The organism is Gaetbulibacter sp. PBL-D1 (assembly GCF_050509525.1).
Lineage (GTDB): Bacteria > Bacteroidota > Bacteroidia > Flavobacteriales > Flavobacteriaceae > Gaetbulibacter_B > Gaetbulibacter_B jejuensis.
Map to the genome: position 1 here is coordinate 81,956 of NZ_JBNWKB010000008.1, position 26,900 is coordinate 108,855.

Annotated in this window: 25 protein-coding genes and 1 other RNA gene; 14 read left to right on the plus strand and 12 right to left on the minus strand. The window is 32.8% G+C overall.

The window, feature by feature from the left end; translation table 11 throughout:
- Positions 1-8 precede the first annotated feature (8 nt).
- Genes ACQ0RB_RS08490 through ACQ0RB_RS08500 form a run of 3 tightly spaced genes read right to left on the minus strand, consistent with a single transcriptional unit; the run spans position 9 to position 6,761 of the window.
- Entirely contained in the window at positions 9-1,247 is a 1,239-nt protein-coding gene (locus ACQ0RB_RS08490) for a gliding motility-associated C-terminal domain-containing protein (RefSeq protein ID WP_430497804.1), read from the minus strand.
- A complete protein-coding gene (locus ACQ0RB_RS08495; protein ID WP_430497806.1) occupies positions 1,225-6,210 on the minus strand; it encodes a hypothetical protein in 4,986 nt (1,661 codons plus the stop codon). Before ACQ0RB_RS08495 ends, ACQ0RB_RS08490 begins: the two co-directional genes overlap by 23 nt.
- 47 nt (positions 6,211-6,257) lie before the next feature.
- Positions 6,258-6,761 (minus strand): hypothetical protein, encoded by a 504-nt coding sequence (locus tag ACQ0RB_RS08500; RefSeq protein WP_430497808.1) that lies wholly within the window; start codon positions 6,759-6,761, stop codon positions 6,258-6,260.
- Positions 6,762-7,118: 357 nt separating this feature from the next.
- Here ACQ0RB_RS08500 and ACQ0RB_RS08505 point away from each other — a divergent pair, with 357 nt between their 5' ends.
- The 4 genes from ACQ0RB_RS08505 to ACQ0RB_RS08520 all read left to right on the plus strand — a co-directional run bounded on the left by ACQ0RB_RS08505 (position 7,119) and on the right by ACQ0RB_RS08520 (position 11,352).
- On the plus strand, positions 7,119-7,607 hold the full coding sequence (locus ACQ0RB_RS08505) for a SixA phosphatase family protein (protein ID WP_430497810.1): 489 nt from the start codon (positions 7,119-7,121) through the stop codon (positions 7,605-7,607).
- A 137-nt stretch (positions 7,608-7,744) separates the two neighbouring features.
- Positions 7,745-9,799 (plus strand): polyphosphate kinase 1, encoded by a 2,055-nt coding sequence (gene ppk1, locus ACQ0RB_RS08510; RefSeq protein ID WP_131506548.1) that lies wholly within the window; start codon positions 7,745-7,747, stop codon positions 9,797-9,799.
- Positions 9,799-10,710: a Ppx/GppA phosphatase family protein gene (locus tag ACQ0RB_RS08515; protein WP_129761803.1), complete on the plus strand. Its 912-nt coding sequence runs from the start codon at positions 9,799-9,801 to the stop codon at positions 10,708-10,710. Before ppk1 ends, ACQ0RB_RS08515 begins: the two co-directional genes overlap by 1 nt.
- Before the next feature lie 93 nt (positions 10,711-10,803).
- Positions 10,804-11,352, plus strand: coding sequence for a porin family protein (locus ACQ0RB_RS08520; protein ID WP_134201381.1), 549 nt, complete (start codon positions 10,804-10,806; stop codon positions 11,350-11,352).
- A 60-nt stretch (positions 11,353-11,412) separates the two neighbouring features.
- On the opposite strand, the gene ACQ0RB_RS08525 is transcribed toward ACQ0RB_RS08520, so the two are convergent.
- Genes ACQ0RB_RS08525 through ACQ0RB_RS08540 form a run of 4 tightly spaced genes read right to left on the minus strand, consistent with a single transcriptional unit; the run spans position 11,413 to position 15,461 of the window.
- Positions 11,413-12,534 carry a T9SS type A sorting domain-containing protein gene (locus ACQ0RB_RS08525; RefSeq protein ID WP_430497813.1) on the minus strand — a complete coding sequence of 374 codons (1,122 nt, stop codon included), beginning with the start codon at positions 12,532-12,534 and terminating at the stop codon, positions 11,413-11,415.
- Between the two features lie 39 nt (positions 12,535-12,573).
- Positions 12,574-13,155 carry a tRNA-(ms[2]io[6]A)-hydroxylase gene (locus tag ACQ0RB_RS08530; RefSeq protein WP_131506550.1) on the minus strand — a complete coding sequence of 194 codons (582 nt, stop codon included), beginning with the start codon at positions 13,153-13,155 and terminating at the stop codon, positions 12,574-12,576.
- 2 nt (positions 13,156-13,157) lie between these two features.
- Positions 13,158-13,721 carry a hypothetical protein gene (locus ACQ0RB_RS08535; protein ID WP_430497815.1) on the minus strand — a complete coding sequence of 188 codons (564 nt, stop codon included), beginning with the start codon at positions 13,719-13,721 and terminating at the stop codon, positions 13,158-13,160.
- Positions 13,722-13,724: 3 nt separating this feature from the next.
- On the minus strand, positions 13,725-15,461 hold the full coding sequence (locus ACQ0RB_RS08540) for a DNA polymerase III subunit gamma/tau (protein ID WP_430497817.1): 1,737 nt from the start codon (positions 15,459-15,461) through the stop codon (positions 13,725-13,727).
- 211 nt (positions 15,462-15,672) lie between these two features.
- On the opposite strand from ACQ0RB_RS08540, the gene rnpB reads away from it, so the two are divergent.
- Positions 15,673-16,000, plus strand: an RNA gene (rnpB, locus tag ACQ0RB_RS08545) — RNase P RNA component class A.
- A 34-nt stretch (positions 16,001-16,034) separates the two neighbouring features.
- Here the strand turns inward: rnpB and rsmD are convergent.
- From rsmD to ACQ0RB_RS08560, 3 genes are read right to left on the minus strand one after another with little or no spacing between them, the layout of a single operon-like run.
- The gene (gene rsmD, locus ACQ0RB_RS08550) at positions 16,035-16,589 is read right to left on the minus strand and encodes a 16S rRNA (guanine(966)-N(2))-methyltransferase RsmD (protein WP_430497819.1); all 555 of its coding nucleotides are present in this window, start codon (positions 16,587-16,589) and stop codon (positions 16,035-16,037) included.
- Complete coding sequence (locus ACQ0RB_RS08555) at positions 16,589-17,437, minus strand: DUF3822 family protein (RefSeq protein ID WP_430497821.1); 849 nt, start codon at positions 17,435-17,437, stop codon at positions 16,589-16,591. The genes rsmD and ACQ0RB_RS08555 overlap by 1 nt, the downstream gene beginning before the upstream one ends.
- Positions 17,400-18,128, minus strand: coding sequence for a hypothetical protein (locus tag ACQ0RB_RS08560; protein WP_238155778.1), 729 nt, complete (start codon positions 18,126-18,128; stop codon positions 17,400-17,402). Before ACQ0RB_RS08560 ends, ACQ0RB_RS08555 begins: the two co-directional genes overlap by 38 nt.
- A 199-nt stretch (positions 18,129-18,327) precedes the next feature.
- Between ACQ0RB_RS08560 and ACQ0RB_RS08565 the strand changes: the two genes are divergently transcribed.
- The 7 genes from ACQ0RB_RS08565 to ACQ0RB_RS08595 are packed head-to-tail and all read left to right on the plus strand — an operon-like array spanning position 18,328 to position 24,126.
- A complete protein-coding gene (locus ACQ0RB_RS08565; protein WP_262733993.1) occupies positions 18,328-19,752 on the plus strand; it encodes an ATP-dependent DNA helicase in 1,425 nt (474 codons plus the stop codon).
- A 41-nt stretch (positions 19,753-19,793) separates the two neighbouring features.
- Positions 19,794-20,360 carry a DUF4126 domain-containing protein gene (locus ACQ0RB_RS08570; RefSeq protein WP_335975311.1) on the plus strand — a complete coding sequence of 189 codons (567 nt, stop codon included), beginning with the start codon at positions 19,794-19,796 and terminating at the stop codon, positions 20,358-20,360.
- Positions 20,361-20,408: 48 nt separating this feature from the next.
- Positions 20,409-21,137, plus strand: a complete 729-nt coding sequence (gene kdsB, locus ACQ0RB_RS08575; RefSeq protein ID WP_430497823.1) for a 3-deoxy-manno-octulosonate cytidylyltransferase — start codon at positions 20,409-20,411, stop codon at positions 21,135-21,137.
- On the plus strand, positions 21,128-21,829 hold the full coding sequence (locus tag ACQ0RB_RS08580) for an HAD family hydrolase (RefSeq protein ID WP_129761814.1): 702 nt from the start codon (positions 21,128-21,130) through the stop codon (positions 21,827-21,829). Before kdsB ends, ACQ0RB_RS08580 begins: the two co-directional genes overlap by 10 nt.
- Positions 21,830-22,447 (plus strand): CatA-like O-acetyltransferase, encoded by a 618-nt coding sequence (locus ACQ0RB_RS08585; RefSeq protein ID WP_430497825.1) that lies wholly within the window; start codon positions 21,830-21,832, stop codon positions 22,445-22,447.
- Positions 22,448-22,493: 46 nt separating this feature from the next.
- The gene (locus tag ACQ0RB_RS08590; RefSeq protein WP_430497827.1) at positions 22,494-23,576 is read left to right on the plus strand and encodes an iron-containing alcohol dehydrogenase family protein; all 1,083 of its coding nucleotides are present in this window, start codon (positions 22,494-22,496) and stop codon (positions 23,574-23,576) included.
- Position 23,577: 1 nt separating this feature from the next.
- On the plus strand, positions 23,578-24,126 hold the full coding sequence (locus ACQ0RB_RS08595; RefSeq protein WP_335975316.1) for a 1-acyl-sn-glycerol-3-phosphate acyltransferase: 549 nt from the start codon (positions 23,578-23,580) through the stop codon (positions 24,124-24,126).
- A gap of 133 nt (positions 24,127-24,259) precedes the next feature.
- On the opposite strand, the gene ACQ0RB_RS08600 is transcribed toward ACQ0RB_RS08595, so the two are convergent.
- On the minus strand, positions 24,260-24,727 hold the full coding sequence (locus ACQ0RB_RS08600; RefSeq protein WP_430497829.1) for a nuclear transport factor 2 family protein: 468 nt from the start codon (positions 24,725-24,727) through the stop codon (positions 24,260-24,262).
- A gap of 110 nt (positions 24,728-24,837) precedes the next feature.
- Here ACQ0RB_RS08600 and ACQ0RB_RS08605 point away from each other — a divergent pair, with 110 nt between their 5' ends.
- Positions 24,838-25,872 carry a hypothetical protein gene (locus ACQ0RB_RS08605; RefSeq protein ID WP_134201363.1) on the plus strand — a complete coding sequence of 345 codons (1,035 nt, stop codon included), beginning with the start codon at positions 24,838-24,840 and terminating at the stop codon, positions 25,870-25,872.
- 95 nt (positions 25,873-25,967) lie between these two features.
- Here ACQ0RB_RS08605 and ACQ0RB_RS08610 read toward each other — a convergent pair whose 3' ends face one another.
- The gene (locus ACQ0RB_RS08610; protein WP_131506561.1) at positions 25,968-26,522 is read right to left on the minus strand and encodes a thioredoxin family protein; all 555 of its coding nucleotides are present in this window, start codon (positions 26,520-26,522) and stop codon (positions 25,968-25,970) included.
- Between the two features lie 38 nt (positions 26,523-26,560).
- On the opposite strand from ACQ0RB_RS08610, the gene ACQ0RB_RS08615 reads away from it, so the two are divergent.
- Entirely contained in the window at positions 26,561-26,899 is a 339-nt protein-coding gene (locus tag ACQ0RB_RS08615; protein ID WP_430497832.1) for a tRNA-binding protein, read from the plus strand.
- Position 26,900 lies beyond the last annotated feature (1 nt).

Here is a 26,900-nt window from a genome sequence, read left to right on the forward strand (position 1 = left end):
GTTAAAATTTATTTGGTTCCTATGTAGATTGGACCTGTAAAAGGTTTTAGCTGCAGTCCATTACTACCTTTGATGTTTATTATATAATAATACGTTCCTGAAGGTACTTTATCAGATCTTCCTATTGAAGCTTTTGAAGCTGTACCATTCCAATCATTTTGATAATTGAAGTTTTCATAGATTTTTGCTCCCCAACGGTTGAATATTTGTAGTTCAATTGTGAACCCACAATCCTCAACACCAGTGATTGTAAAGAACTCATTCCATTGGTCACCATTAGGAGTAACAGCTTTAGAAATCACAACATCTTCAGCTCCACATGGTAGTACAATACAATCATCATGAACTGTTATCATTACTTCAACAGTGCTTGGACATGGTCCGTTTGCTACAGTGTAAGTAAAGATGTAATCACCTAGTTCAACTGTTGCAGGGTCAAAGATGCTTCCGTCTAACGTAGCGTTACCAGAAACAACCTCCCAAACACCATCACTGTCATAATCTCCACTTAATAAATCAAATAAGTCAATAGCTAGATCATCTATACAAAGTTCGGTATCATATCCTGCGAATGTACTCTCAACATTTACATTTACTATTTGTGTGTAGATGGCTTCGTTACCACATTCGTCAGTAACAGTCCAGCTTCTAGTGATTGAATAATCTTCTAAACCATCATTTGAATCATTTGATTCGTTAAACTCAACAGTTATGTCAGAAGAACAAGCGTCTTCAAATACTAATTCTGGTACTTCAGGAATATCTGAACAGCTAACATCTATAGTTGTTTCAAAGTCTCCAACAATAACAGGCGCAGTAGTATCTACCACATTAATAGTTTGAACAAGCGTAGCAGTATTACCACAATCATCAGTTACTGACCAAGTACGTGTGATCACAGATTCATTTGCACAGTTACCATCAGCAACCGCATCTGAGTAAGTCGCTTCCAGACCAGAGTCACAGTTATCCGCTTCATCTGTTACATCACCAGTAAGAGTTAAGTCGTTAGCATCTTGATCACACTCGATAGTTACATCAGCAGGTACAGTAAATGTAGGTGCAGTAGTATCTACCACATTAATAGTTTGAACAAGCGTAGCAGTATTACCACAATCATCAGTTACTGACCAAGTACGTGTGATCACAGATTCATTAGCACAGTTTCCATCAGCAACCGCATCTGAGTAAGTCGCTTCCAGACCAGAGTCACAGTTATCCGCTTCATCCAGTATTACCACAATCATCAGTTACTGACCAAGTACGTGTGATCACAGATTCATTAGCACAGTTTCCATCAGCAACCGCATCTGAGTAAGTCGCTTCCAGACCAGAGTCACAGTTATCCGCTTCATCCGTTACATCACCAGTAAGAGTTAAGTCGTTAGCATCTTGATCACACTCGATAGTTACATCAGCAGGTACAGTAAATGTAGGCGCAGTAGTATCTACCACATTGATAGTTTGAACAAGTGTAGCAGTATTACCACAATCATCAGTTACTGACCAAGTACGTGTAATCACAGATTCGTTAGCACAGTTACCATCAGCAACCGCATCTGAGTAAGTCGCTTCTAAACCAGAGTCACAGTTATCCGCTTCATCCGTTACATCACCAGTAAGTGTTAAGTCATTAGCATCTTGATCACACTCGATAGTTACATCAGCAGGTACAGTAAATGTAGGTGCAGTAGTATCTACGATAGTAAATATAGCAGTAGTAGTACTTGAGTTACCACAACCATCAGTAGCTGTAAATGTTACAGTAGCTGAACCAGTTGCACCACAAGCATCTGCAAGCTTATCAAAATCATTTGTCCAAGTAACATCTGAACATACATCAGAGGCAATAGCGCCACCATTATTAGTTAACCAATCATTAAGGTCATCAACATTACCAGCACCATCACATTCTACAGTTAAGTCAGAGGCTTCAGTATCAATAGTTGGGTTTAATAAATCTAATATCGTAAAGAGAGCAGTAGTACTTGATGAGTTTCCACATTCATCAGTAGCTGTAAAAGTTACTAAAGCACGACCAGTTGCACCACATTGATCTAAAAGACCTGAGTAATTATTAGTCCAAGTAATTGTTGAGCATTGATCAATAGCTACAGCACCTGCCTGAGTATCTAACCAAGCTTGTAATTCATCAGTATTTCCTGAACCATCACATTGAACTGTTTGGTCAGCAGCTACCGTTGAGATTACTGGGTTTAAAGTATCTTCAATTGTAAATATAGCTGTAGTAGTTGAAAAGTTTCCACAGTCATCAGTAGCTGTAAATGTTACTGTAGCAGAACCAGTTGCACCACAAAGGTCACTTAATTCAGTAAAATCATTTGTCCATGTTATGTTTCCACATAAGTCAGAGGCAATAGCACCACCATTACTAGTTAACCAATCATTAAGGTCATCAACATTACCAGCACCATCACATTCTACAGTTAAGTCACTAGCTTCTGTATCTATTGTAGGCGCAGTTATGTCTTCGATAGTAAATATAGCAGTAGTAGTACTTGAGTTACCACAACCATCAGTAGCTGTAAATGTTACAGTAGCTGAACCAGTAGCACCACAAAGGTCACTTAATTCAGTAAAATCATTTGTCCATGTAATTGTAGAACAATCATCAGAGGCAATAGCACCTCCATTATTAGTTAACCAATCATTAAGATCATCAGTATTACCAGTACCATCACATTGTACAGTTAAATTGGAAGCTTCAGTATCAATAGAAGGATTAGCTGTGTCCTGAATAGTATAAGAAGCTGTTGTAGTTGATGAATTTCCACAAGCATCAGTAGCTGTAAACGTTACCAATACAGGAGTAGAACAATCTGATTGAGCTCCGTTATAATTATTTGTCCAGGTAACATCACCACAATTGTCTGACGCTACAGCACCACCATTATTATTTAACCAGTTTTCTATTTCTCCATTATTACCTGAACCATCACATTCTACAGCGATATTTGTTGCATCAATATTAATCACAGGATCAGTAGTATCAATTACGTTTATGATTTGATCTTGCGATATATCGTTACCACAATCGTCAGTAGCAGTCCAAGTTCTAGTAATAGTTTGAGTATTACCACAAGTACCAGCTGCAACACTATCAGAATAAGTTACTGTTACCGATCCACAAGAATCAGTAGCAGTTGCGTTACCAGTTTGAGAAGGATCTATGCTGTCACCACACTCTACATTAGCAGTAGCAGGAACAGTAATCACAGGATCAGTAGTATCAATTACGTTTATGATTTGATCTTGCGATACATCGTTACCACAATCGTCAGTAGCAGTCCAAGTTCTAGTAATAGTTTGAGTATTACCACAAGAACCAGCTGCAACACTATCAGAATAAGTTACAGTTACCGATCCACAAGAATCAGTAGCAGTTGCGTTACCAGTTTGAGAAGGATCTATGCTGTCACCACACTCTACATTAGCAGTAGCAGGAATAGTAAGCACAGGATCAGTAGTATCATTGATGTCTATAACTTGAACATCAGTTGCTTGTTGACCACAAATATCTGTAATAGTATAAGTTCTACTAACTTTTATTGGGCAAGAGCCTGTTGCAACATCTATATAAGTGATAGAGTCAACATTGTCTTCAGTAAAAGTTCCACCTTCAGCTAAGAATTGAGCTTCAGTTATAGTTGCAGTACTAGAACTAAAAGGTAAAGCAGTAAGATTACCATTTTGAATATCACTTGTAGAACAACCTTCAACAACTATATCGTCTGGAGCTGAAATGGTTGGAGTTGTAGTATCTATTAAATTTACATTAAAAGTAGCAGTAGCTGAACAGTTAGAGTTTTCATCACTAACAATTACAGTATAAGTTCCATTATCTAAATTGGTTAAGTCTTGTGAGTCAGTATCAGGGTCTTCAGATCCGTTGTTGTCCCAATCATAGGTATAGTTTCCAGTTCCACCACTAACAGAAATATTAATACTTCCGTCATTACTATCGCTACATGAGCTATGGATTAACTCTTCTAATGTTATTGAAATAGCATTGTATACTGTAACAGTTAAAGGAGTTCTTTCACTGTTTACACACATTTCATTAGGACCTTCAGAAACGTAGTAGGTAAATGTACCTGCTACACTTGTATCAGGTATTAATGACGTTTGACCTACAGTATTAGGATTATTATCTGGGTAAAATAATAATATATAATTAGGGTCAGTAGTTTGAGCTGTAAGTGGAGTAGCTGTTTCATTTAAACAATATACTTCATCATTAGCCGAAGGCGTTGTTGTTACACTGCTAGTTGCAATTGTAAATATATAATGACAACTTGGGTCTCCTGGAGGAATAGCATAGTAAGTTGTAGTTCCTAATGTTGCAGGGAACGGATTTGTACTAGTATATTCAGTTGTTGAACCAGTTACAGGGTAAGAATCATAAAATCTAGATCCAGGAGGAAATTCAGCTTCAATTTCAGAAACAGGTATTGAATTTCCTTCAAAACTACAATAGAAGAAATCTCTTTCTACTGTAACACCTGTACAATTATCGTTAATATAATCTTGAGCGTCAATATTAATTTCAATTGGATCAGTATTTGGTTCTCCTTGACAATTTCCTTCTTGTTGATAACCTTGTATTAAAGGAAGAGAATAATCTGTTCCTGAAATCATACCTGTACCACTAATATAACCACCAAGAATTACAATTTTTGGCTCACAATTGGCATTTACAAGTACCGAACAGTCTTCGGTTGCCTTGAGTTTAAAAGATAAATCAGCTAATAAGAGATCGATGTCAGCAGGGAATAAAGGTAAAAAGTTGATATCCCAAACAATAGAACCAGTAGCCCCTTCATTTGGATCATAATACGGAGTTCCTGCTGCAAATGCTGGTAAATAAGCGTTGTGTACAATACTTCCAGGTATAAATTCTGATGTAAAAGGAATCGGTATTACCAATCTTGCATCAAGAATAGGCTCTGTACCTTTATTTTTAATTTCAACTTTATATTCAATTTCATCTCCTGGTAATACTTGCATACCTGGAGTTGGAGCACTTCCGTTAATTGTAGTATTTGATAAAACTCCTTCAGATTCAGGGATGTAAGCATCAACAGACATGGCCATACTAAAAATGATATAGGTATCTTGAGTAGATCCATATCTAAATTTAGTTGATGTTTGGCTGTTATCTATTAAAGATTTATCAGAGTTGTCTAAATCAAACATGCTAATATCCAAACCTGTGTTGTTTACTAGATTAGGATTTCTTGCATTACCTCCTGTTTGTATAGAGGAGTTAAAAAAGTTACTAGTACTATTACCAGAGTGACTTAAATCTACCCAATCATTATTGTTTGGGTTAGGGTTATTAACTTCATCGGCTTCAATAATTTCAAAATAATCGCCAGAAATACCTCTATCACCTTCACCAGCCATTAAACCTAATTTAATATTTACTGGACCAGATTGAACAGCATTAAATCCTGATACAGGTAGCTCATAATTTGTTGTAGTGTTTCCTTGAACGTAAGCATAACCATCAAAAACAGTTACATCTCTCCAGTTCATTTTTGAGTTTTCATAAACTACAATCATTCCCCAACCACCATAATATCCTGTGCTACCTCCATTACCTTCAGAAACAGCTATATCAGCAACAAAGTATTCACCAAGTCCGTTAGCTCTAACTTGGTCAGTTACTTCTATATAACCTGCATACATGCCATTGTCTCCAGGAAATCTAATATCGTTTTGATTAGCTACAAGTGTTTGGTAGCTAGAGTCGTTAGGTCCTTTTAGCTTAATTGTACGTTTTTGTAAATTAGTTAAATCATCATCATCACCTCTACCAGTCCAATATAAACCTGCATAAATAATATTGGAACAGTCTGGGTTAGCACCATTTTCTGTTGAAAAGGTTAACGTTGCAGAAGATGAATTTTCAGTAGAAGAGTCGTTATCAACGTCAACGAACTCCATAGTTCTGTTACTATTATTATAGTTAACATTGTATGAGTCTAACGTTAAGTTTGAATTTCCTATAAGGGTAAAATCACCTTTTACGTTATAAATAACTTTACTTGGCGTGTATTGCGATGTACGTTGCGTAAAAGGCACTTGTACTTGAGCAAATGACGAACCTACAATAGCAAAAATAAGCATTAGCATGCTTAGAGCTTTTTTATTGAAGATAACAGGTTTTATAGTATAGTTTTTCATTTTTGCCTGAGTTTTATTCTTTGTAATTTGATAATAGCGTTATATCATTAAATAGGAATATTAATACCTAAAAAAGTTGGAGGGTATTTAATATCTTCTCTTTTTTTAATCATTCTTATTATTTGTGGTTGAGAAGCTTCAACTTCACAACTTATATATATGCACTCTAGGTTAGGAAAAACAGAAAATGCATCGTAGTCAATAGTTTTACTTAGGTCATTTTGATTAAGCACTTTTATAACAAGAACTTTGACCATGTTAGATGGCTTTCTGTTAATTGTATTCAAAGAAGCAACATCAACAACTACACGTTCTGTATTTAGCATAATTGGTTTTGACTCATTATTCGATAAGTAAGCAGTTTCAACTTTTTTATACACTAACTTTTTAAGCATTTGTGCATCGTTGTCAGGTAAGCCTTTTGATCTGGTATTAGATTGGACATCATTGTTAAACAACTTTACGTCATTTTCCTGAGCTGAAATTTTAGTAGAAATAATTGTGCACAAAGTGAACAATGCTATTACCAAAGGATTAATTTTAATATTCATAATTTCTTTAATTAGATTTTTCTAAATTTATATTTGAGCTGCTATAATAAAATTAGAGCATCCCAAAGTGTGCAAATATTATTGCATATATTAACTTAAATAGTCATTCCAATTACATTGAATACTAGTTAAAATTCTTAAATTATGTTTAGAGGGAAGTGTATCGCAAAATATTGCGGTACGAATGGATTGATTAATATGTTTTTGATTTGGGGTCATTTACATTAATTTTACAGGAACAAATCAACTTAATAAAAAGATGTTGCACAAAAATAAATGTTAAAGGGACGAAAATAATCGTTAAAACGGAATTATGCAACACTTTATCGAAAAAAAACGCATTTAATCGATATTTAAATGAAACAGATATTATTTATAAGACACGCAAAATCGTCGTGGGAGTACGATGTAAACGACATTGATAGACCATTGAACTCTAGAGGTTTAAATGATGCTAATTTGATGTCAAACCACTTTAAAAGTTATAAAATACGACCAGATATGGTCTTTTCAAGCCCTGCAAATAGGGCCTTAACAACGTGTAAGATATTTCTTAAAACTCTAAATATTGATCAAAATAGGCTAGTTATAGACACTAATTTATATGATTTTGGAGGTCAAATGGTTATGGATTTTATAAAATCAGTTGATGACACCCATAGTTGTATTATGATATTTGGACATAATCATGCATTTACTACATTGGTAAATGAACTTGGAGATCAATTTATTGGCAACTTGCCAACTTGTGGATTAGCAAAAATTGATTTTGATACTGACCAATGGTCAAAAATTAATAAAGGACATACTGATATATTGCTATTTCCCAAGGAATTAAAATCATAAAACAAGTATTTTATACTAATTCATTTAGATGAGAAATATTTATAAATCTTTAAATAGGTTTACAATTTATTAAATCTACCAACAGCGCTTATATTTTCTAAATAGAATATATTTGTGCTTAACTAAATAGAAACTTAATGACCAAAGATAAAAACAGTTACATCAATAGAGAATTAAGCTGGTTACAATTTAATGCTAGAGTTCTACAAGAAGCGGCAGACAAATCAGTTCCTTTAATAGAACGACTTCGTTTTTTAGGGATTTTCTCTAATAATCTAGATGAGTTTTTTAAAGTAAGATATGCAACTGTTAAGCGAATTGACGAGGCAGGAAAAGCAGGTAAGAGTGAGTTAGGAGGTATTAAGGCTAGTGAGTTATTAGAAAAAATTACACAAGTTGTTATTAAACAGCAAAGTGAAAGTTTAGGAATACTTAATGATATTCAAAAAAACCTTGAAGATGAAGGTATTTATATCATTAATGAGTCACAAATTGACGATTCTCAACACGATTTTATTAAGAATTATTTTATTCAAAATGTTAGTCCAGCACTAGTAACAATAATACTCAATGACCTGGTAGATTTACCTATTTTAAAAGATAGTGCAGCCTATTTAGCTGTAAGAATGAATCTTGAAAATAATGAAAAGCAATTTGCCTTAATTGAAATACCAAGATCAATGGATAGGTTTGTTGTTTTACCCAAAAAGGATGATAAAGACTATATCATAATATTAGATGATTTACTAAGGTATTGTTTAAATGATATTTTTAACATTTTCGATTATAAAAGTATTACAGCTCACATGATTAAAATCACTAGAGATGGAGAGTTAGATTTTGACAGTGATTTAAGTAAAAGTTTTATTGAGAAAATTTCTGATAGTGTTAAGCATAGACAAGTTGGAGAACCTGTTAGGTTTGTTTATGATAAAACCATTGACAAGGAAACCTTAGGGTATTTAATGGCTAAAATGGGTATCGATTCAAATGATAGTGTTATACCTGGAGGTCGTTACCATAATAGGAGAGACTACATGGGTTTTCCTAGTTTAGGCAGAACAGATTTGTTGTATGACAAGATAAAAGCATTGCCAGTTAAAGGTTTAAGTTTAGAGGAAAGTATTTTTAATACAATTGCAAAAAAAGACTATTTGCTTTACACGCCTTATCATACTTTTTCTTATGTGGTTAAGTTTCTTAGAGAAGCAGCTTTAGATCCAAAGGTTAAAACTATAAAAATCACTATATATAGATTAGCTCAAATATCCCACGTTGCAAGTTCATTAATTAATGCAGCCAAAAATGGGAAAAAAGTAACCGTTTCAATTGAATTACAAGCACGATTTGATGAGCAAGCAAATATTGATTATGCTGAGCAAATGCAAGATGAAGGTGTTAACCTTTTGTTTGGTGTTTCTGGTTTAAAAGTACATAGTAAAATGTGTGTGATTGAACGAGAAGAAGGTACAAAACTAAAGCGTTACGGATTTATAAGTACTGGGAACTTTAACGAGTCAACAGCCAAAATTTATACCGATTTTACACTCTTTACTTGCAACCAAAAAATATTGAAAGACCTTAATAAGGTGTTTAATTTCTTTGAGATAAATTATAGAATCTATCGCTATAAACACATTATAACGTCACCACATTATACCAAAGCTAAACTCTTTAAACTCATTGACAAGGAAATAGAAAATGTAAAACAGGGTAAACCTGCTTACATAAAGCTAAAGCTTAATAGTATTTCTAGCTATGCAATGGTTGATAAACTTTATGAAGCGAGTAGAGCAGGAGTAAAAATTCAAATGATTGTGAGAGGCTTATGTTGCTTAATTCCTGGAGTAGAAGGTATGAGCGAGAATATTGAAGTTATTAGTATCATCGATAAGTTTTTAGAGCATACAAGATTGTATATATTCTGTAACGATAATGACGAAAAAGTGTATATCTCTTCAGCAGATTGGATGACACGTAATATTGAAAATAGAGTAGAAGTAACCTGTCCAATTTATGATGAAGATATCAAACAAGAATTGTTAGATATTTTTGATATTTGTTGGAGTGATAATGTAAAATCTCGTATTTTGAACAAAAATCAAAATAATAGATATAAGCGTAATAATCTACCAAAAGTTAGAACCCAATTCGCTACTTATGATTATTATTTAAAAAAGTTAGAAAGTTAATGTTAACCATAAAAAAATACGCTGCAATTGATATAGGTTCAAATGCGGTTCGTTTATTAATCTCAAATATTATAGAACAAAAAGGAAAGTCGACTAGGTTTAAAAAAAACTCACTAGTTCGTGTTCCTATTCGTTTGGGAGCAGATGTTTTTGTAAAAGGAAAAATATCTAAAGAAAACGAACAACGTATGTTGGACACCATGACTGCCTTTAAGTTGATAATGAAATCGCATAAAGTGGTTAGCTATAAAGCTTGCGCAACTTCTGCGATGCGAGAAGCTTCAAACGGAAAAGAAATATCAAAACTCATTTCTGAAAAAGCTAAAATTGACATAGATATTATTGATGGTGAAGAGGAAGCAACAATAATTGCAGCTACTGATCTTGATAGCTATATCGACCCTAGTAAAACCTATTTGTATGTTGATGTTGGTGGTGGTAGTACAGAGTTTTCTGTAATTTATAATGGAGAAAAAATTGTTTCTAAGTCCTTTAAAATAGGTACAGTACGATTGCTTAATGATATTGTTACCAATGAAACTTGGAATGAGTTAGAATTATGGATTAAGGAACAAACCAAGAGTTATGATAAAATAGATTTAATAGGCTCGGGAGGTAACATCAATAAAATTTTCAAGATTTCAGGAAAAGCACTTGGTAAACCTTTAACTTACTTTTATTTAACTAGTTACTACAATAAATTACAAACTTACTCTTACGAAGAACGAATTACAGAGCTAGACTTAAATCAAGATAGAGCTGACGTAATTATTCCTGCAACGCGTATTTATTTATCAGCTATGAAATGGAGTGGAGCCAAAGATATTTATGTTCCTAAAATTGGACTTTCCGACGGAATAATAAAAAGTATGTACTATAAAACTGTAAGTAGCATTAAATTAGAAAAATAAGCATTTCGTCTTAATTTTCTTGTTACATATCTAATAATTAAGGGTAATTCATATTTTTCATTTTATATTCGACGTCTCAAATCATTATAAATTATGAAGACATTAATTACTACTTTAGTTCTTGCGTTATGCACCACTATAGGATTTTCTCAAAGCAATAGTTCTCAATCTGTTAGTTACGGAGTAAGAGCAGGTTTGACTATTTCTAATATGGATTATAAAGATGGTCCTATCAATGAAAATCAACACAGAAACGGTTTCTTGTTTGGCGTTTATGCTGAAATTCCATTAGCTGCTAGCCTTAGTGTAGCACCAGAAATTCAGTTTTCACCTGAAGGTGCAAATCATGAAGATTTTGCTAACGACTACATTAATGTTCCTGTGCTTTTAAAGTATAAATTGTTTGATGATGCTGTTGCATTTGGTGTTGGTCCACAAGTAGGCGTAAAAGTACACAAGGATAATGACGGATTTAAAAACTTTGTGTTTTCTGGAGTAGGAATTATAGAGTTTAAACTTTCAGGAGATTTTTATGTAGACGCACGTTATAACTACGGTTTCTCAAATGTTTTTGATGAAGAGTTAGTTCCTGAGGCAACTACAGGTGTTATCCAAATAGGACTGAACTACAAAGTATTTTAAGCTATTAATTCAAAATATAAAAAAAGCTCTAGTGATTTTACTAGAGCTTTTTTTTGTGCTTTATAATTTAATAAACTTTAGTGTTTTTGAATTATGCAGCTTGTCTGAAATGGTGATAAAATAAATACCAGATGGTAAATGATTAACATTTATTTCAGCATCTAATAAGTGTTGTGATGTAATAGTTTTACCTTGTATTGAATACATGGTAAAGAATAACTCACTTTCATTATTTAAGTTATAAAAACTTAGGTTTTCATTAACAGGATTTTCTTTTAAACGTATTGAGTTTACTATTTCATTTTCAGTAGAAGATAGTGTTTGTCTGCCATAAATAGCAACACTGTTATTGGTAATGTTATTTATAATTAGTGTTTGATTATTTCCTGTGCCAGTAATTTCATAATTGACGGTTTCAAAGTTGCCTCCAATATCATAAGATGGTAATACCAAAGCATAAGAACTTTCAAAGTTATTTTCTTCAGGACTTGTACATATACCTAAAGTTTCGGTATAATAAAGAATATCAAACGTACTGTTTGGTGAATGACTAAATTCTCCCAAAAAACTATTACAAGCTAATTCGCCTTCAAATTCAAAACCATTAGTTGTTGGACCTTGAATGTTATCAAAATTAAGTGTAGGCGTAGCGCTTTCTGGTATTTCTACAGAGGTTGAATTTACTTCTAATGAATGGAGAAACCAATTACCAAATAAATCTGTTGGCATTTGTTGTCTGCTAAAAGTTAAATAATCTCCATTAGCTTTTGTTAGAGTCAATACAGCGTCGTTTCCGCTTCCTGTTATAGACCAGGATAATTCATTGGGATAAGATTCTCCATTTAAAAGGATACCTAAATAATAGCCCTCAAATTCCCCTTCATATTCTTCGCTAGGGAAACAATCAGCTAAACCTACATCAGCCGAAAAAATAGTTATATCACTTGAAGTAACTTCATATTCACCAGAGAAAATTGGATTACATGAAGACATTGCACTAAAATTAAAATTTGAATTATTTGTGTCTTCAGTTAAGTTTAAAGTAACATAACTATAAATATTAGCAATGGTATTACTGTTACGATTAATATTGTACAAATACCATTCGCCTAAAAGGTCTTCATTTTGGGCATTTGCAGATAAGCAAAAAAGAAAGGTAAAAAATAAGTAGAGATGTTTCATGGAGATGTTGTATTTAGATAGTAATCTAAAATACAAAAATTAACCATGTATAGTTTCGTTTTTACTTAAATTTTTCATCAAATCTGCTTCGTAATCAAGTAGTTGTTGCCATTTTTGGTCAACTTCTTTTCGCTCACCATATTGTCTTGCAAAACCTAAAAACATAGTGTAGTGGTTTGCTTCGCTTACCATAAGTTTTCGGTAAAACTCTGCTAATTCTTTATCTTCCAATTCTTCTGAAAGTAGCCTAAAACGTTCACAACTTCTAGCTTCTATTAAAGCTGCATAAAGTAATCTATGTACTAATTGTGTAGTTCTGCTTCCTCCTTTAGGGAAGAACTTAACAAGGTCAATAACATACTCGTCTTTTCGGTCTCTACCAAGTGTCCAACCACGTTCAAGAATTTTATCATGTACCATTTTAAAATGGCTTATTTCTTCTTTTACCAAAGCTATCATTTCCTGAACCAAATCGGTATACTCAGGAAAACTCACTATTAATGAAATTGCTGTACTTGCCGCTTTTTGCTCACAGTACGCGTGATCAGTAAGAATTTCTTCTATATTTTTTTCAACAATGTTTACCCAACGTGGATCTGTAGGTAGTTTTAGTCCTAGCATATCTATATGTGTTCGTCTCTTAAAAATGTATTGTACTTACCAAATTTATCAATAGACATTTGGTATAGTTTACGAGCTTTGTCTTTTGGGTTGATGAATGAAATTTCTAAATTAACCGTATCATCATTAGATGATTCTTGATTAACCCAAACATGCTCCAATGTTGCGTTATCCCAAAAAGAATTAATAGTTGATTGATGCTTGAAAATCTCAGCATTTATAGTGGTTTCAAGTATTTTTTCAGACTTATTAAAAACTATAATTTCTGACTCAAAAACTCTATGGTATTCAATTTTCTTTCTGTTCTCTTGGCTTGATGTAGTTATAATAACGTTGTTATCCATGAGGGAGTAGTTTTTTATCTTAATTTGAAATGTGTTAGATAAAATTGTATCAGTAGCTACTTCAGTATATTGCTTAGGATAATAGGTTATAATGTCAAGATTGGAATCTTTTAATTTGAATTTTGATACAGACTCTTCCAACGACTCTTTATGACTTTTTCTGCCATCACAACTAGAAAAAGCAACGCATAATAGGACAGCAAATAGATAATAATATTTCATGGTTTATAGGTCTAAGCCAAAGGTGGTCTTCAGCAATTCTATATTAGGATTTTTTTCTTTAAGCTTTTCAAATTTATCTTTTGCAGTAAACACATACTGTTTTGCCACTTCTTCATTTACTGAAATCTCAAGCTTTAAATCGTAGTTTTTTAGAGTTCTGCGCATGTATTCCATTAAAGGATATTGCGCTTTTTCTAACTCTAGTTTTAATGTTTCATTAGGGAATTCTAATTCAATGCTGGTTTCATTTAATTTAGGCGTGTCCATTTCTAGTATGGAAGCCATAATCTTTTCGCCTTTGGTATGAAGTGTTTTGATATAATCGTTCCAAACCGAAATGAATTCTTCTTCGGTAAATGCTTCTCTTGGTAAATCATTTTCGTCAATAACAACTTCCATTTGACGAATTTGATGTTCTTTTTTAGCGCGTATACTTTTTAGCGATAAGCCAGAAGTTGTAGTTGCATCTCGTTTTAAAGCAATTTTTGGCTTTGGAGGCTCGTAAGTTGTAACCGCTTCTTCTTTAACGCTAGTAACTGGTTCTTCTTGTTTTGGCTGTTGTTGTGGCTCAGGAATTGTTACTTGTTGAGTAGGTTTTTCCTTTTGAATAGGAACAGGAGTAATGCCTTTAGCTTTAAAATAAGAAGCAGGTATTATGAACCGACTGCTATTTTTTTTTTCTCCATCAAAAGTGATAGAGGCCAATTGCATTAAACAAAGTTCAACAAGTAAACGTTGGTTTTTACTGTTTTTATACTTTAAATCACAGTCGTTGGCTAACTCAATACCTTTTAGCAGAAACTCTTGCGACGCTCTTTTAGATTGGTCCATATACTTTTGGGTAGTGTCTTCACCAACTTCAAGCAAACTTAAAGTTTCTGGATTTTTACAAACTAGTAAATCTCTAAAATGAGAAGCTAAACCAGCAATGTAATGATGACCATCAAAACCTTTGGCAAGAGTAGCATTAAATTGAATTAACAATTCAGGTATATTATTGTCTAGGATTAAGTTGGTACTTTCAAAGTACGTTTCATAATCTAGTACGTTTAAGTTTTCAGTAACAGCTTGTCTGGTTAGATTCTTACCAGAAAAACTTACTACTCGATCAAAAATAGATAAGGCATCACGCATTGCTCCATCTGCTTTTTGAGCAATAATATGTAATGCATCGTCTTCAGCACTTATACCTTGTTCTTCAGCGATGTACTTTAAGTAGTCTTTAGCATCTCTAACAGTAATACGCTTAAAATCAAAAATTTGACAACGCGAAAGTATTGTAGGTATTATTTTGTGTTTTTCAGTAGTTGCTAGTATAAAGATACAGTGTTTTGGTGGCTCTTCTAGTGTTTTAAGAAACGCATTAAATGCCGCTTGAGATAACATGTGTACCTCGTCAATAATATATACTTTATATTTTCCTACTTGTGGTGGTATACGAACCTGGTCGGTAAGATTTCTAATATCATCAACCGAGTTATTTGAAGCAGCATCTAGTTCAAAAATATTAAAAGCAAAGTCTTCTTCTTCGGTTTCAGTACCATCACTATTAATCATCTTAGCTAAAATACGAGCACATGTGGTTTTACCAACACCTCTAGGTCCTGTAAATAACAAGGCTTGCGCTAAGTGATTGTTTTCAATGGCATTAAGTAAAGTGTTTGTAATAGCAGACTGTCCTACAACATCCTTAAAGGTTTGTGGTCTATATTTTCGTGCTGATACTACAAAGTGTTCCATTGAATTTACGTCAGTTTGAGTGATTTTCGATAGAAAATTGTATCGAAAACAAGTAAATTATATTTTAAAAAGTTTCTCGATACATTTCGATTCAAGAATCGAAACACTCGAAATGACATTTGTTTAACAAAGTTAAAAATTCAATTCAAAAATTTAAATCCTGTATTCAGAATTTAAGAGTAGTTATTAACAATTTGTGTACTTTTGCCTGCAAGTAAATTGCCTTATCGCTGTCTTGATGTAAAGTCAAGGTGGAGGAAAGTCCGAACACCATAGTGCAAACATAGTGGTTAACAGCCACCAACCGTGAGGTTAGGAAAAGTGCAACAGAAAGAATGTACAGGTTATGCTGTAGTGAAATCAGGTAAACTCTATGTGGTGCAATGCCATGTATACCAACGTTTGAGGGCTGCACGCTCGATTGTTGGAGGGTAGGCAGCTAAAGTGTGTTGGTAACAGTACACTCAGATAAATGATAGGGATACTAACATGATTATCATTGTTAGTAACAGAATTCGGCTTATAAATTTACTTATATAAACAAGCCTTTTGAAATGTCAAAAGGCTTTGTTTTTATTCTTCTTCGTCTGATATAATTTCGAAAAAACTAAAAGTGTTACCACCATAACTTTTGGAATAACTGTAGTGTTCCATTTGTGATAAGTCAGTATGTTTTGAATGCTCAACCACCAACAAACCATCAGTCTCTAATTGTTGGTTTTGAAATACTAACTGCGGAATTTTAGCAAATTCTTCAACAGGAAAATCATAAGGAGGATCTGCAAAAATGATAGTAAACTTTTGAACGTTTTTTTCTAAAAACTTGAATACATCACTTTTTATGGTAGTGATGTTCATTTCAAAAGCATCAGCAGTTTCATTAATAAATTTAATACAGCCAAAATTTTCATCAACAGCAGTAATGCGCTCAGTGCCTCTTGAGGCAAATTCATAGCTAATATTTCCTGTGCCAGAAAACAAGTCTAGTACTGAAACTTCGTCAAAGTAATAATGATTGTTAAGTATGTTAAACAACGACTCCTTTGCCATATCTGTAGTTGGACGTACAGGTAGCTTTTTGGGAGCTGAAATTCGTCTTCCTTTAAATTTTCCAGATATAATTCGCATTAACTAAAACTGTTTAAAATTATAAAGTGATTGTAATTATGATTTGGTTTGCTTTGAGCAGCAAATTTAAAAGTATGTTTTGGATCTATAAATTGAATATGCCTAATGTAAGTATATGCAACTGTATAGAGTTCTGAGCCTTCAGTAATTTGTCCGCTAAAATAGAGTTGCAAAGTTTCAGGGTCAGATTTTAATTGCTCTACTGTAAAAAGTACAAAGTATATGAAATCTTCTTTTGTCTTATATTCAAATGTATTGTAGAGTAGTAGTTTACCATTTTCAACTACAATAATTTCAAAATGATTTTGACAAACATTTATATAATAAGAGGCACCTTCTTGTGTGGCTTTTTGAAGCAATGTGTCAATTAATAGGGTTGATGAATGCTTGTACTCAAAAGCACCAAATTTCTCAAAAATATAATTGTTAATATTAACCAATGGCACATATACATTTACACTGTCATTAACAGCTATAACTTCATGCGAAATAAAATCAGTTTTAAGTATTTTGGCATTGAACTTTAAATAGTCTGCGCAATTATCTTCATTAAATAATGCTTTAGGAACTAAAGTAGAAAGCTCGTTTTGATAGATAATCAATACAGATTTAAAAGCGTAATTAAAATCAGAATTGTGTTCTAATTGCGTTTTAAGTCGCTCTAAAACATCAAAAGGTGTTAGCTTTTTATTGAAGTTTTGATGCTGTAAAAGCTCAATAGTATTTGAAGTTCTGTTTAGTATACAAAAAGAAAGTCCACTCAAACTAATTTGAATGGACAATTCTTTGATGTTATTTTGGTTCAAACGATTATTGCTCTTTTGAATAGTTAATTGGCCAGTTTCCAATGGTTTTTACTTCGTCCATTGAACCTACTTTCAGAGATGGTCCATTTACACCATCAACAGAAATAACTTGCTTTTCTTTCTTAACCAAGTTTTTATCTTGATCAAATAAAATTACTGATTTGTCAACTTTAGCTTCAAATACTGGAATTTCGTCCAACATTCCTGCTTTAAGTTCAAACTTAGCGCCTTCTTGACCAACTGGTACGTTCATCATTGTTTTATATCTTGTATCAGCTCCAAAAAGTGAATCTTTTACAGGAACAAAACCTAAAGTGTCAATGATAACAATATCCTTGGTAGTTTCTACTCCACCATAACGTCTTGTTAATTCTTCATCAATAACAGTAGAATCTCTACGTTGAGTAATAGTATATTGAGCAGTGTCAATAAACTTCACTAAATCATCAAAGTTATCAGTGAATTTTCCAGTTACAGTTCTGTGAGCTAACTCAGCATCTCTAATATCTTTTAGTTTTTCAATAACAACCGCATAGCGTTTTTCTTTTAGTTGATTGAATTGAATCTCTCCGTAAACAGACATAAATGTAGAGTAGGCTAGATAAGCAATTACAGCCCAAAGTACAATATTGATTACAGGTTTTAATTTTTTAGGTACAAATTTATCAATCAACCATACGATTCCTATCGTAAGAAGAATAACAATTATAGCAGCAATAATTATTGTTAACATAGTTAGTTATTTTTATTTTTTATTAAAGGTGATACGCAAATCTACAATTTTTTTTTATTCACAAAAACCAATGCAAATAAAATTAGACTAAAAAAAAGAAAGATATAAAAATTGTTTCACATAATTAAGTCTTAAATTTAGTATTAATGTTTTAAGGCTATGTTATATAAGTATTATATTGCCACTCTTAAATAAAAAAATGACTGCTTCAGAATTTTATAAACTTTTAAAACAAAAATTCCCTTTTCAACCAACTAGTAAGCAAGAAATTGTCTTATTACAGCTTTCTGAGTTTGTTTTTGACGATACTCCTAATGCTCTTTACTTACTAAAAGGTTTTGCAGGAACAGGTAAAACTAGCATTATTGGAACTTTAGTGTCTAACCTTTGGCAAACTAAAAAAAGTGCTGTATTAATGGCACCAACAGGTAGAGCAGCAAAGGTAATTTCAAATTATTCAGGTAAAGAAGCCTTTACTATTCATAAAAAGATATATTTCCCTAAAAAGGATAAAGCAGGAGGTGTTAAGTTTGTAATGCAGCCTAATAAACATCGCAACACTATTTTTATTGTGGATGAAGCTTCTATGATTCCTGATGCTCCTGCAGATTCTAAACTGTTTGAAAATGGCTCGTTGCTAGACGATTTAATGCAATATGTGTATTCAGGACATAAGTGTAAGCTACTACTCATAGGAGACAAAGCACAATTGCCTCCTGTAAAATCAGAGTTAAGTCCTGCTTTAGATGGCGAACAGTTAGATTTAAACTACAATAAAAAAGTAACTTCAATTGAATTGGACGAAGTTGTAAGACAAGAACAAGATTCAGGAATACTTGACAATGCTACACAACTAAGAGAAGTGTTGCAAGATGGCTTTTATGAGAGTTTTACATTTAATTTAGGAAACTATAAAGATATTGTAAGACTTGTTGATGGACATGAAATTATGGATGCTATCAATGATTCATACACTGCTAATGGTCATGAAGAAACTGCAATTATAGTTAGAAGTAATAAGCGTGCAAATCTTTATAATCAGCAAATAAGAAGTAGAATTTTATTTAATGAAAATGAATTAACAACTGGCGATTTTTTAATGGTTGTTAAGAACAATTACTTTTGGATTAAACCTACTAGTGAAGCAGGATTTATTGCAAATGGTGACATTATTCAAGTTTTGGAAATTTTCAATATTCAAGAATTATACGGATTTCGTTTTGCCGAAGTAAAAGTAAAAATGGTTGATTACCCAAAAATGCGACCTTTTGAAACTGTTTTACTGTTAGATACTATTGATGCAGAGTCACCTTCGTTACCTTATGAAGATTCTAATAGATTATATCAAGAAGTTCAAAAAGACTATGAAAACGAAACCTCTAACTACCGAAAGTTTTTAAAGATTAAAGGAAACAAACATTTTAATGCATTACAGGTTAAATTCTCCTATGCTATTACCTGTCATAAATCTCAAGGAGGACAATGGAATACAATATTTGTTGAGCAACCCTATCTTCCTAACGGAATAGATAAAGAGTATTTACGTTGGTTGTATACAGCTGTTACAAGAGCCAAAGAAAAGTTGTATCTTATTGGCTTTAAGGACGAATTTTTTCAAAATTAAGTTTGGCAAGCTTTATGCTTTCATCAATATAAAAACACTAAATGACAGTAGAAACAATTATTAGTATTTTCTTAGGGATTGGGCTTGCCGCATCTGTTGGTTTTAGAGTCTTTGTACCCTTATTTGTACTTAGCTTAGCAGCTTATTTTAATCTTTGGGAACTCAATGAGTCGTGGCAATGGATAGGTAGTTTAGCAGCAGTAATTACATTGGGTGTTGCAACTTTGGTAGAAATTACTGCGTATTACATTCCTTATGTAGATAATTTGTTAGACTCTATCGCAATTCCGTTGGCAACTGTAGCAGGAACAGCAGTGATGGTATCAACAGTAGCCGATTTAAGTCCAGTAATAACTTGGGCTTTAGCAATTATTGCTGGTGGAGGAACTGCTGCAGCCATAAAAAGTACAGCAGGAGCAACACGGTTAACCTCAACAGTATCCACAGCTGGTTTAGCTAATCCTGTAGTATCAACTGTAGAAACAGGAACATCAGTAGTAATGTCAATTTTGTCTGTATTTGTACCAATTATAGGTTTTATTCTTGTTATTGTGGTAATGTATGTAATATTCAAAGTTTACAAAAAGATTAAACCAAGTAGACCTTAATTATCCCTTAAAAGTTTTATTTTTGAAAAGAAATTCGACTTTCCATTTATGAAAATAATTTCAATGATTCCAGCACGTTACAGTGCATCACGTTTTCCTGCTAAGCTTATGCAAAATTTAGCAGGTAAGTCAGTAATACTTAGAACATACGAAGCTACAGTAGCTACACATCTCTTTGATGATGTTTATGTAGTAACCGATAGCGAAATTATTTTTGATGAAATCGTCAATAATGGAGGAAAAGCCATAATGAGTAAACGCGAGCATCAATCAGGAAGTGATAGGATTGCTGAAGCAGTTGCTGACTTAGATGTGGATATTGTTGTAAATGTTCAAGGAGACGAACCATTTACTGAACGCGAAAGCTTGCAAAAAGTTATTGAGGTTTTTAAGCATGACTATAAAAAGGAAATTGATTTAGCCTCATTAATGGTTGAAATACGCGATTGGGATGAGATAAACAACCCAAATACAGTTAAGGTTATTGTAGATCAAAATAACTTTGCATTATACTTTTCGCGAAGCCCAATTCCTTATCCAAGAGATAAAGAGGCAGGAGCTAGGTATTTTAAACATAAAGGTGTTTATGCATTTAGAAAACAAGCGCTTTTAGATTTTGAAAAATTACCAATGCAATTTATTGAAGCTACAGAGAAGATTGAATGTATCAGGTATTTGGAATATGGTAAAAAAATAAAAATGGTTGAAACCACTGTGGAAGGTGTTGAAATTGATACACCTGAAGACCTTGAAAGAGCTAAGCGCTTATGGAAGTAAACTATAGTAACATAAAAGTTATTGGCTTTGATGCTGATGATACACTTTGGGTAAACGAAACCTATTTTAGGGATGCAGAAATGGAATTCGCAAAACTGCTATCTCAGTACGAAACTGTTAATAAAATTGACCAAGAACTGTTTAAAATGGAGATGAAAAACCTTCCATTATATGGTTATGGAGTTAAAGGGTTTGTGCTTTCTATGGTTGAAATGGCTTTAGAGTTATCTAATAATGATGTGTCTAACGCTACAATTGATGCCATACTAAAAATAGGTAAAGATATGCTCAACAAACCTGTAGAATTATTGGAAGGTGTTGAAGAAACCTTAGTTGAGTTATCAAAAAATTACCGATTGATTTTAGTAACAAAAGGCGATCTTCTAGATCAAGAACGAAAGCTAGAAAAATCAGGATTGACAAAATATTTTCATCATATAGAAGTTTTGAGTGATAAACAGGAAGCTAACTATTCTAAATTATTAAACCATTTAGATATTAAACCTTCAGAGTTTTTAATGGTTGGTAACTCGTTAAAATCCGATATTTTACCACTGGTAAATATTAAGGCTCAAGCTATTCATGTGCCATTTCACACAACTTGGCAACATGAAACTGTTTCTAGTAAAGAGGCTAATGGTAAAGGGTATAAAACAGTTGAAAGTCTAATTCACATTTTAGAAGAACTTTAGATGAAAGAAATTAATATAGAATCTTGGAATAGAAAAAGACTTTACACACATTTTAGGCAACTTAAAGACCCTTATTTTGGAGTTGTAATACCTTTTGATGTTACCAAAGCATATAAATTTTCTAAAGCACAAAATGTAAGTTTTTTTGTGAAATATTTACACGATTGTATGAAGGCTATAAATGCGGTAGATAATTTTCGTTATCGTATTATCGATGATAAAGTAGTAGATTTTGATGTTATTCACGCTTCTGCAACTATAGCTAGAGAAGATAATACTTATGGGTTTTCATACATCACTTTTAATGAAAATTTAGAACAATTTGTAATTAATTTTAATAAAGAAAAAGAGCGCATTCAAAACTCAGACGAATTGTATCCACCTGTAAATGGTCAGGATTGTATACATTGTTCTGCGTTACCATGGTTTAGTTTTTCAGGACATAAAGAGCCTTCATCAGGTCAATTAGAATCAATTCCTGAATTGGCTTTTTCAAAGGTCGAAGAAACCAATGGTAAGTTGACAATGAATGTTTCAGTACATGTAAATCACGCATTGATAGATGGTTATCATGTAGGTTTATTTGCTGAAAAGTTTCAAAATAATTTAAATACTTAGGTAATACAAAGTTTGTTATTACTTTTGTTAAAGACATAAAGAATAGATGAGTTATAAAAATTACCCAATGGTGTCCAGAGTAGTTTTTGGACGTGGCTGTTTTAATCAGTTGGCAGATATTATTTCGCCTAAACGATTGAACACTAGAGCGCCATTTATATTTTTGGTAGATGATGTGTTTAAAGGAGATGCATGGTTAAATTCTCGTATTCCTTTAGCTTATGACGATCAGTTGATTTATATTTCAGCTGAAGAAGAACCAAAAACGTCTCAAGTTGATGAACTTGTTGAGCAAATTATACTAACCCACAAGGATAGGCCTTCAGGAATTATTGGTATTGGTGGAGGTACATTGCTAGATCTTGCCAAAGCGGTAGCTATTATGCTAACAAATGAAGGGGAATCTAAAGATTATCAGGGTTGGGATTTAGTGAAAAACCCAGCAATATATCATGTAGGTGTGCCAACAATTTCAGGTACAGGAGCCGAAGTTTCTAGAACAACTGTTCTTACAGGTCCAGAAAAAAAACTAGGAATAAACTCTGATTATACACCTTTTGACCAAGTTATTCTTGATCCCGAACTTACTAAAGATGTTCCTAAAGAACAATGGTTCTACACAGGAATGGATTGCTATATTCATTGTATTGAATCGCTTAACGGTACATACTTAAATGCATTTAGCCAAAGTTATGGAGAAAAGGCTTTTGAGCTTTGTAAAGAAATATTTTTAGATAATGATTTATCTGAAGAAGAATCGCAAGATAAACTCATGATGGCGTCATGGCATGGAGGTATGAGTATTGCCTATTCTCAAGTAGGTGTAGCTCATGCTATGAGTTATGGACTATCTTTTTTATTAGGAACAAAACACGGTATAGGCAATTGTATTGTTTTTGACCATTTAGAAGAATTTTATCCTGAAGGTGTTGCGATGTTCAAAAAGATGAAAAAGAAGTTTGATATAAAACTTCCTCAAGGCCTTTGTGCTGATCTTGACGAACAGCAATTTGATACTATGATAGACGTTGCAATTAGTCTAGAACCTTTATGGGAAAATGCCTTAGGTAAAAACTGGAAACAAACCATTACACGAGAAAAACTAAGAGCTCTGTACGAAAAAATGTAATATGCGTTGGCTAGCCAAATTTATATATTTTAAACTCCTTGGCTGGAAAGTAGTAGGTAATGTTAATATGTCTAGAGATACAGTAAAAAAGGCAATTATTATTGCTGTACCTCATACCAGTTGGCATGACTTTTATATAGGTGTTTTACTTCGTAAGGTTTTAAATATAAAAACCAATTTTATAGCTAAAAAAGAATTGTTTGTTGGTCCTATTGGTTGGTACTTAAAAGCCATTGGTGGTGCTCCAATTGATAGACAAACTAAAGAAAATAAAGTTGAAGCTATTGCAAAACTTTTTGCTCAAAAAGAAGAGTTTAGAATGACTCTTGCTCCAGAAGGTACTAGAAAAAAAGTAGATAAATGGAAAACAGGTTTTTACTACATAGCTAAAGAAGCCAAAGTACCTATTATTATGTTTACACTAGATTTTGGAAAGAAAGAGAATAGAATTTCAGAACCGTTTTATCCTTCTGATGATATGGAAGCTGACTTTGAGTTTATGCATAATTTTTACAAAGGTGTAGTAGGTAAGAAGCCTGAATACTCTTAGTTTTGGCATAAAATTTGAATATAACTAAGCAATAGTCAAGCTGAAACATAAAGTAAACTATTCAAGTCCCTAAAAAGAAACAGTTTTTGCTATTAATTCAAAGCTACTTCACAGTAAATGGAGTAGCTTTTTTTTAATTAACATTACTTTCAAATTTATCTAACAATTTATTGGTTTGCAGTTGTAGTTTCTTTTTGAAAAACCCAGTACTACCCAATAAAAAGCCTTTAAAACCCATAGCTTGCTGCGACCATTTATGAAGATTAAATGTATCAATATGGTGTATGATTTTTCCATCTTTAAATTCAAACTCAGCATCAATTTTATTATGTACTTTTCTACCTGTTTTACTAAAAGTGTAATAGGCTTCCCAATGCGCTTTACCAGTTTTCTCATTAGCTTCAATGTTTGAAAATTCAATTTTAAAGTCTTTCCCTTTTTGTGAAGCACAAAGCATTCGCCACATGTTTTTTGCTCTGTTTTTTTGTAACACTCCAAAAGCAGGATCTTCAAAAGTAATATCGTCGTGGTAACAAGATACCATGGTTTCTGCATCTAGGTTATTGAATGCCTTATAAAATGTTTCTATTGTGTGTTGCATACAATCAGTTTTAAGCTTTAGTAAATGTAATCTTTAATTTTTTAAAAAATTTTAAAACCGCTCTTTATAAAATTACGTAGGTATACTAATAACAATAAAATTTTAAACACATGAAACGATTTAATTCATTAAAATTAGTAGTCTTAATCACAGCTTTGTCAACTTTTGTTTTCTCATGTAGTGATGACGATGACAATAGTAATCCACCAATGGAAACGTCAGTATATTTATTGGCTTCAAATAATTCTGATGGAAACATAAACATTTACGATGTTACCGATGGAAGTAACGTTACTACAAAAACACTTATTACAACTTCTGTAGCGGCTGATGGTATTTACTATGATCAATCTGATGATGCAGTTATTCAGGCTTCACGTTCTAATTTAGGATTAGAAGGTGTGACTAATATTTCAACTATTACAAGTGGCACTTCAGTAGGTATAGATATTATGGGAACTCAAGATATGTCTAGTCCTAGAGAGGTTGCTGTAAATGGAAATTTTTATGTTGTGGCTGATAATGCTGATGTTGATGGTGACACCAACACTCCTGATGGTAGATTGTATATCTATTCTAAAAACGGAAGTAGTTTTACTTTAAGAAATGTAATTACAACCGATTTTAAACTTTGGGGAATTACATTTTACAACAACGATTTATATGCTGTAGTTGATGCTACAGGTGAGTTAGCAGTATTTACAAACTTTTTATCTAACACTACTGATGCTATGTTATCAGCATCAAAGCGAGTAGTTATTGAAGGTATTGTAAGAACACACGGTTTAACTTATGATGCTGCTACAGATACTATGGTAATGACTGATATTGCTTCAGCTATGAATGGTCAAGATGATGGAGGGTTTCATATTATTGAAAACTTTACATCTAAGTTTAATGGTGTATCTAATGGAGGAACATTGGCTATGAGTCAACAAATTAGAGTTGCTGGTAGTGCAACAATGCTAGGTAACCCTGTTGATGTAGCTTATGATAGTGAAACAGAAACAGTTTATATTGCTGAAGCTGGTAATAATGGTGGACGTATTTTAGCATTTAATAATATTGGTACAGGAGGAAATATAGCACCTGTTTTAAACAATAGTTTGGCTGCTGCATCTTCAGTATATCTATATAAAAACTAAATCTTTCTTTGATTAACTTTTGGTTAAAATTGCTATGAGAAAGACGAAAGGCTATCAATATTTTGATAGCCTTTTTTGTTATGTTTTTTTATCTACTACTTCCACTTAATATTACAGCCTATACTTGGTTTTTGCAGCTCATTAATAGGTTTTTGAGCTAAAAGCGCATCTAGAGCAGCTCTAATGTCACTACCTGTAACTTCAATGTCATTTCCTGGTCTAGAGTCGTCTAGTTGTCCTCTGTAAACTAATTTTAAATCTTTGTCAAACACATAAAAATCTGGAGTGCATGCAGCATCATAAGCTTTGGCGACTGCTTGGGTTTGGTCAAATAAATATGGAAAAATAAAGTCTTGCTCAATGGCATTACTTCTCATAAGTTCAGGTCTGTCTTGTGGATAGTTTTCAATATCATTACTGGAAATGGCAACACAGTTTACACCTTTAGAAATGTAATCTTTTGCCAATTGAGATAATTGCGGATTCACGTGCTTTACAAAAGGGCAGTGGTTGCATATAAACATTATTAAAGTAGCATTAACACCTTTTAATTCATCGAGTGACATTTGCAAACCACTTACACTATCTTGTAATTTAAAATTTGGAGCTTTGGTTCCTAAGGGTAACATATTTGATGGAGTTCTTGCCATTTATTTGTGATTTTAGTTTTATAACGTATTTTTAACCTATGGATAATACTATAATAACTTTTGAAGACTTTTCCAAAGTGGATATTCGTGTGGGAACCATAATTGAGGTTAATGATTTTCCTAAAGCACGACGACCAGCATACCAATTAACCATTGATTTTGGTGATTTGGGTATTAAAAAGTCTTCCGCACAAATTACAACATTATATACAAAATCGGAATTGCTTAACCGACAAATTCTAGCCGTAGTTAACTTTCCAAATAAGCAAATCGCAAACTTTATGAGTGAATGTTTGTTGTTGGGAGCTGTTAATGGAAAGGATGTCATTTTGTTAAACCCTGAACAAAAGGTAAAAAATGGCGAAACAGTAGCCTAAT

Coding starts and splice junctions, on each gene's coding strand:
- ACQ0RB_RS08490 (WP_430497804.1), bottom strand. CDS start 1,247: ATGATTGTGGTAATACTGGATGAAGCGGATAACTGTGACTCTGGTCTG.
- ACQ0RB_RS08495 (WP_430497806.1), bottom strand. CDS start 6,210: ATGAAAAACTATACTATAAAACCTGTTATCTTCAATAAAAAAGCTCTA.
- ACQ0RB_RS08500 (WP_430497808.1), bottom strand. CDS start 6,761: ATGAATATTAAAATTAATCCTTTGGTAATAGCATTGTTCACTTTGTGC.
- ACQ0RB_RS08505 (WP_430497810.1), top strand. CDS start 7,119: ATGAAACAGATATTATTTATAAGACACGCAAAATCGTCGTGGGAGTAC.
- ppk1 (WP_131506548.1), top strand. CDS start 7,745: ATGACCAAAGATAAAAACAGTTACATCAATAGAGAATTAAGCTGGTTA.
- ACQ0RB_RS08515 (WP_129761803.1), top strand. CDS start 9,799: ATGTTAACCATAAAAAAATACGCTGCAATTGATATAGGTTCAAATGCG.
- ACQ0RB_RS08520 (WP_134201381.1), top strand. CDS start 10,804: ATGAAGACATTAATTACTACTTTAGTTCTTGCGTTATGCACCACTATA.
- ACQ0RB_RS08525 (WP_430497813.1), bottom strand. CDS start 12,534: ATGAAACATCTCTACTTATTTTTTACCTTTCTTTTTTGCTTATCTGCA.
- ACQ0RB_RS08530 (WP_131506550.1), bottom strand. CDS start 13,155: ATGCTAGGACTAAAACTACCTACAGATCCACGTTGGGTAAACATTGTT.
- ACQ0RB_RS08535 (WP_430497815.1), bottom strand. CDS start 13,721: ATGAAATATTATTATCTATTTGCTGTCCTATTATGCGTTGCTTTTTCT.
- ACQ0RB_RS08540 (WP_430497817.1), bottom strand. CDS start 15,461: ATGGAACACTTTGTAGTATCAGCACGAAAATATAGACCACAAACCTTT.
- rsmD (WP_430497819.1), bottom strand. CDS start 16,589: ATGCGAATTATATCTGGAAAATTTAAAGGAAGACGAATTTCAGCTCCC.
- ACQ0RB_RS08560 (WP_238155778.1), bottom strand. CDS start 18,128: ATGTTAACAATAATTATTGCTGCTATAATTGTTATTCTTCTTACGATA.
- ACQ0RB_RS08565 (WP_262733993.1), top strand. CDS start 18,328: ATGACTGCTTCAGAATTTTATAAACTTTTAAAACAAAAATTCCCTTTT.
- ACQ0RB_RS08570 (WP_335975311.1), top strand. CDS start 19,794: ATGACAGTAGAAACAATTATTAGTATTTTCTTAGGGATTGGGCTTGCC.
- kdsB (WP_430497823.1), top strand. CDS start 20,409: ATGAAAATAATTTCAATGATTCCAGCACGTTACAGTGCATCACGTTTT.
- ACQ0RB_RS08580 (WP_129761814.1), top strand. CDS start 21,128: ATGGAAGTAAACTATAGTAACATAAAAGTTATTGGCTTTGATGCTGAT.
- ACQ0RB_RS08585 (WP_430497825.1), top strand. CDS start 21,830: ATGAAAGAAATTAATATAGAATCTTGGAATAGAAAAAGACTTTACACA.
- ACQ0RB_RS08590 (WP_430497827.1), top strand. CDS start 22,494: ATGAGTTATAAAAATTACCCAATGGTGTCCAGAGTAGTTTTTGGACGT.
- ACQ0RB_RS08595 (WP_335975316.1), top strand. CDS start 23,578: ATGCGTTGGCTAGCCAAATTTATATATTTTAAACTCCTTGGCTGGAAA.
- ACQ0RB_RS08600 (WP_430497829.1), bottom strand. CDS start 24,727: ATGCAACACACAATAGAAACATTTTATAAGGCATTCAATAACCTAGAT.
- ACQ0RB_RS08605 (WP_134201363.1), top strand. CDS start 24,838: ATGAAACGATTTAATTCATTAAAATTAGTAGTCTTAATCACAGCTTTG.
- ACQ0RB_RS08610 (WP_131506561.1), bottom strand. CDS start 26,522: ATGGCAAGAACTCCATCAAATATGTTACCCTTAGGAACCAAAGCTCCA.
- ACQ0RB_RS08615 (WP_430497832.1), top strand. CDS start 26,561: ATGGATAATACTATAATAACTTTTGAAGACTTTTCCAAAGTGGATATT.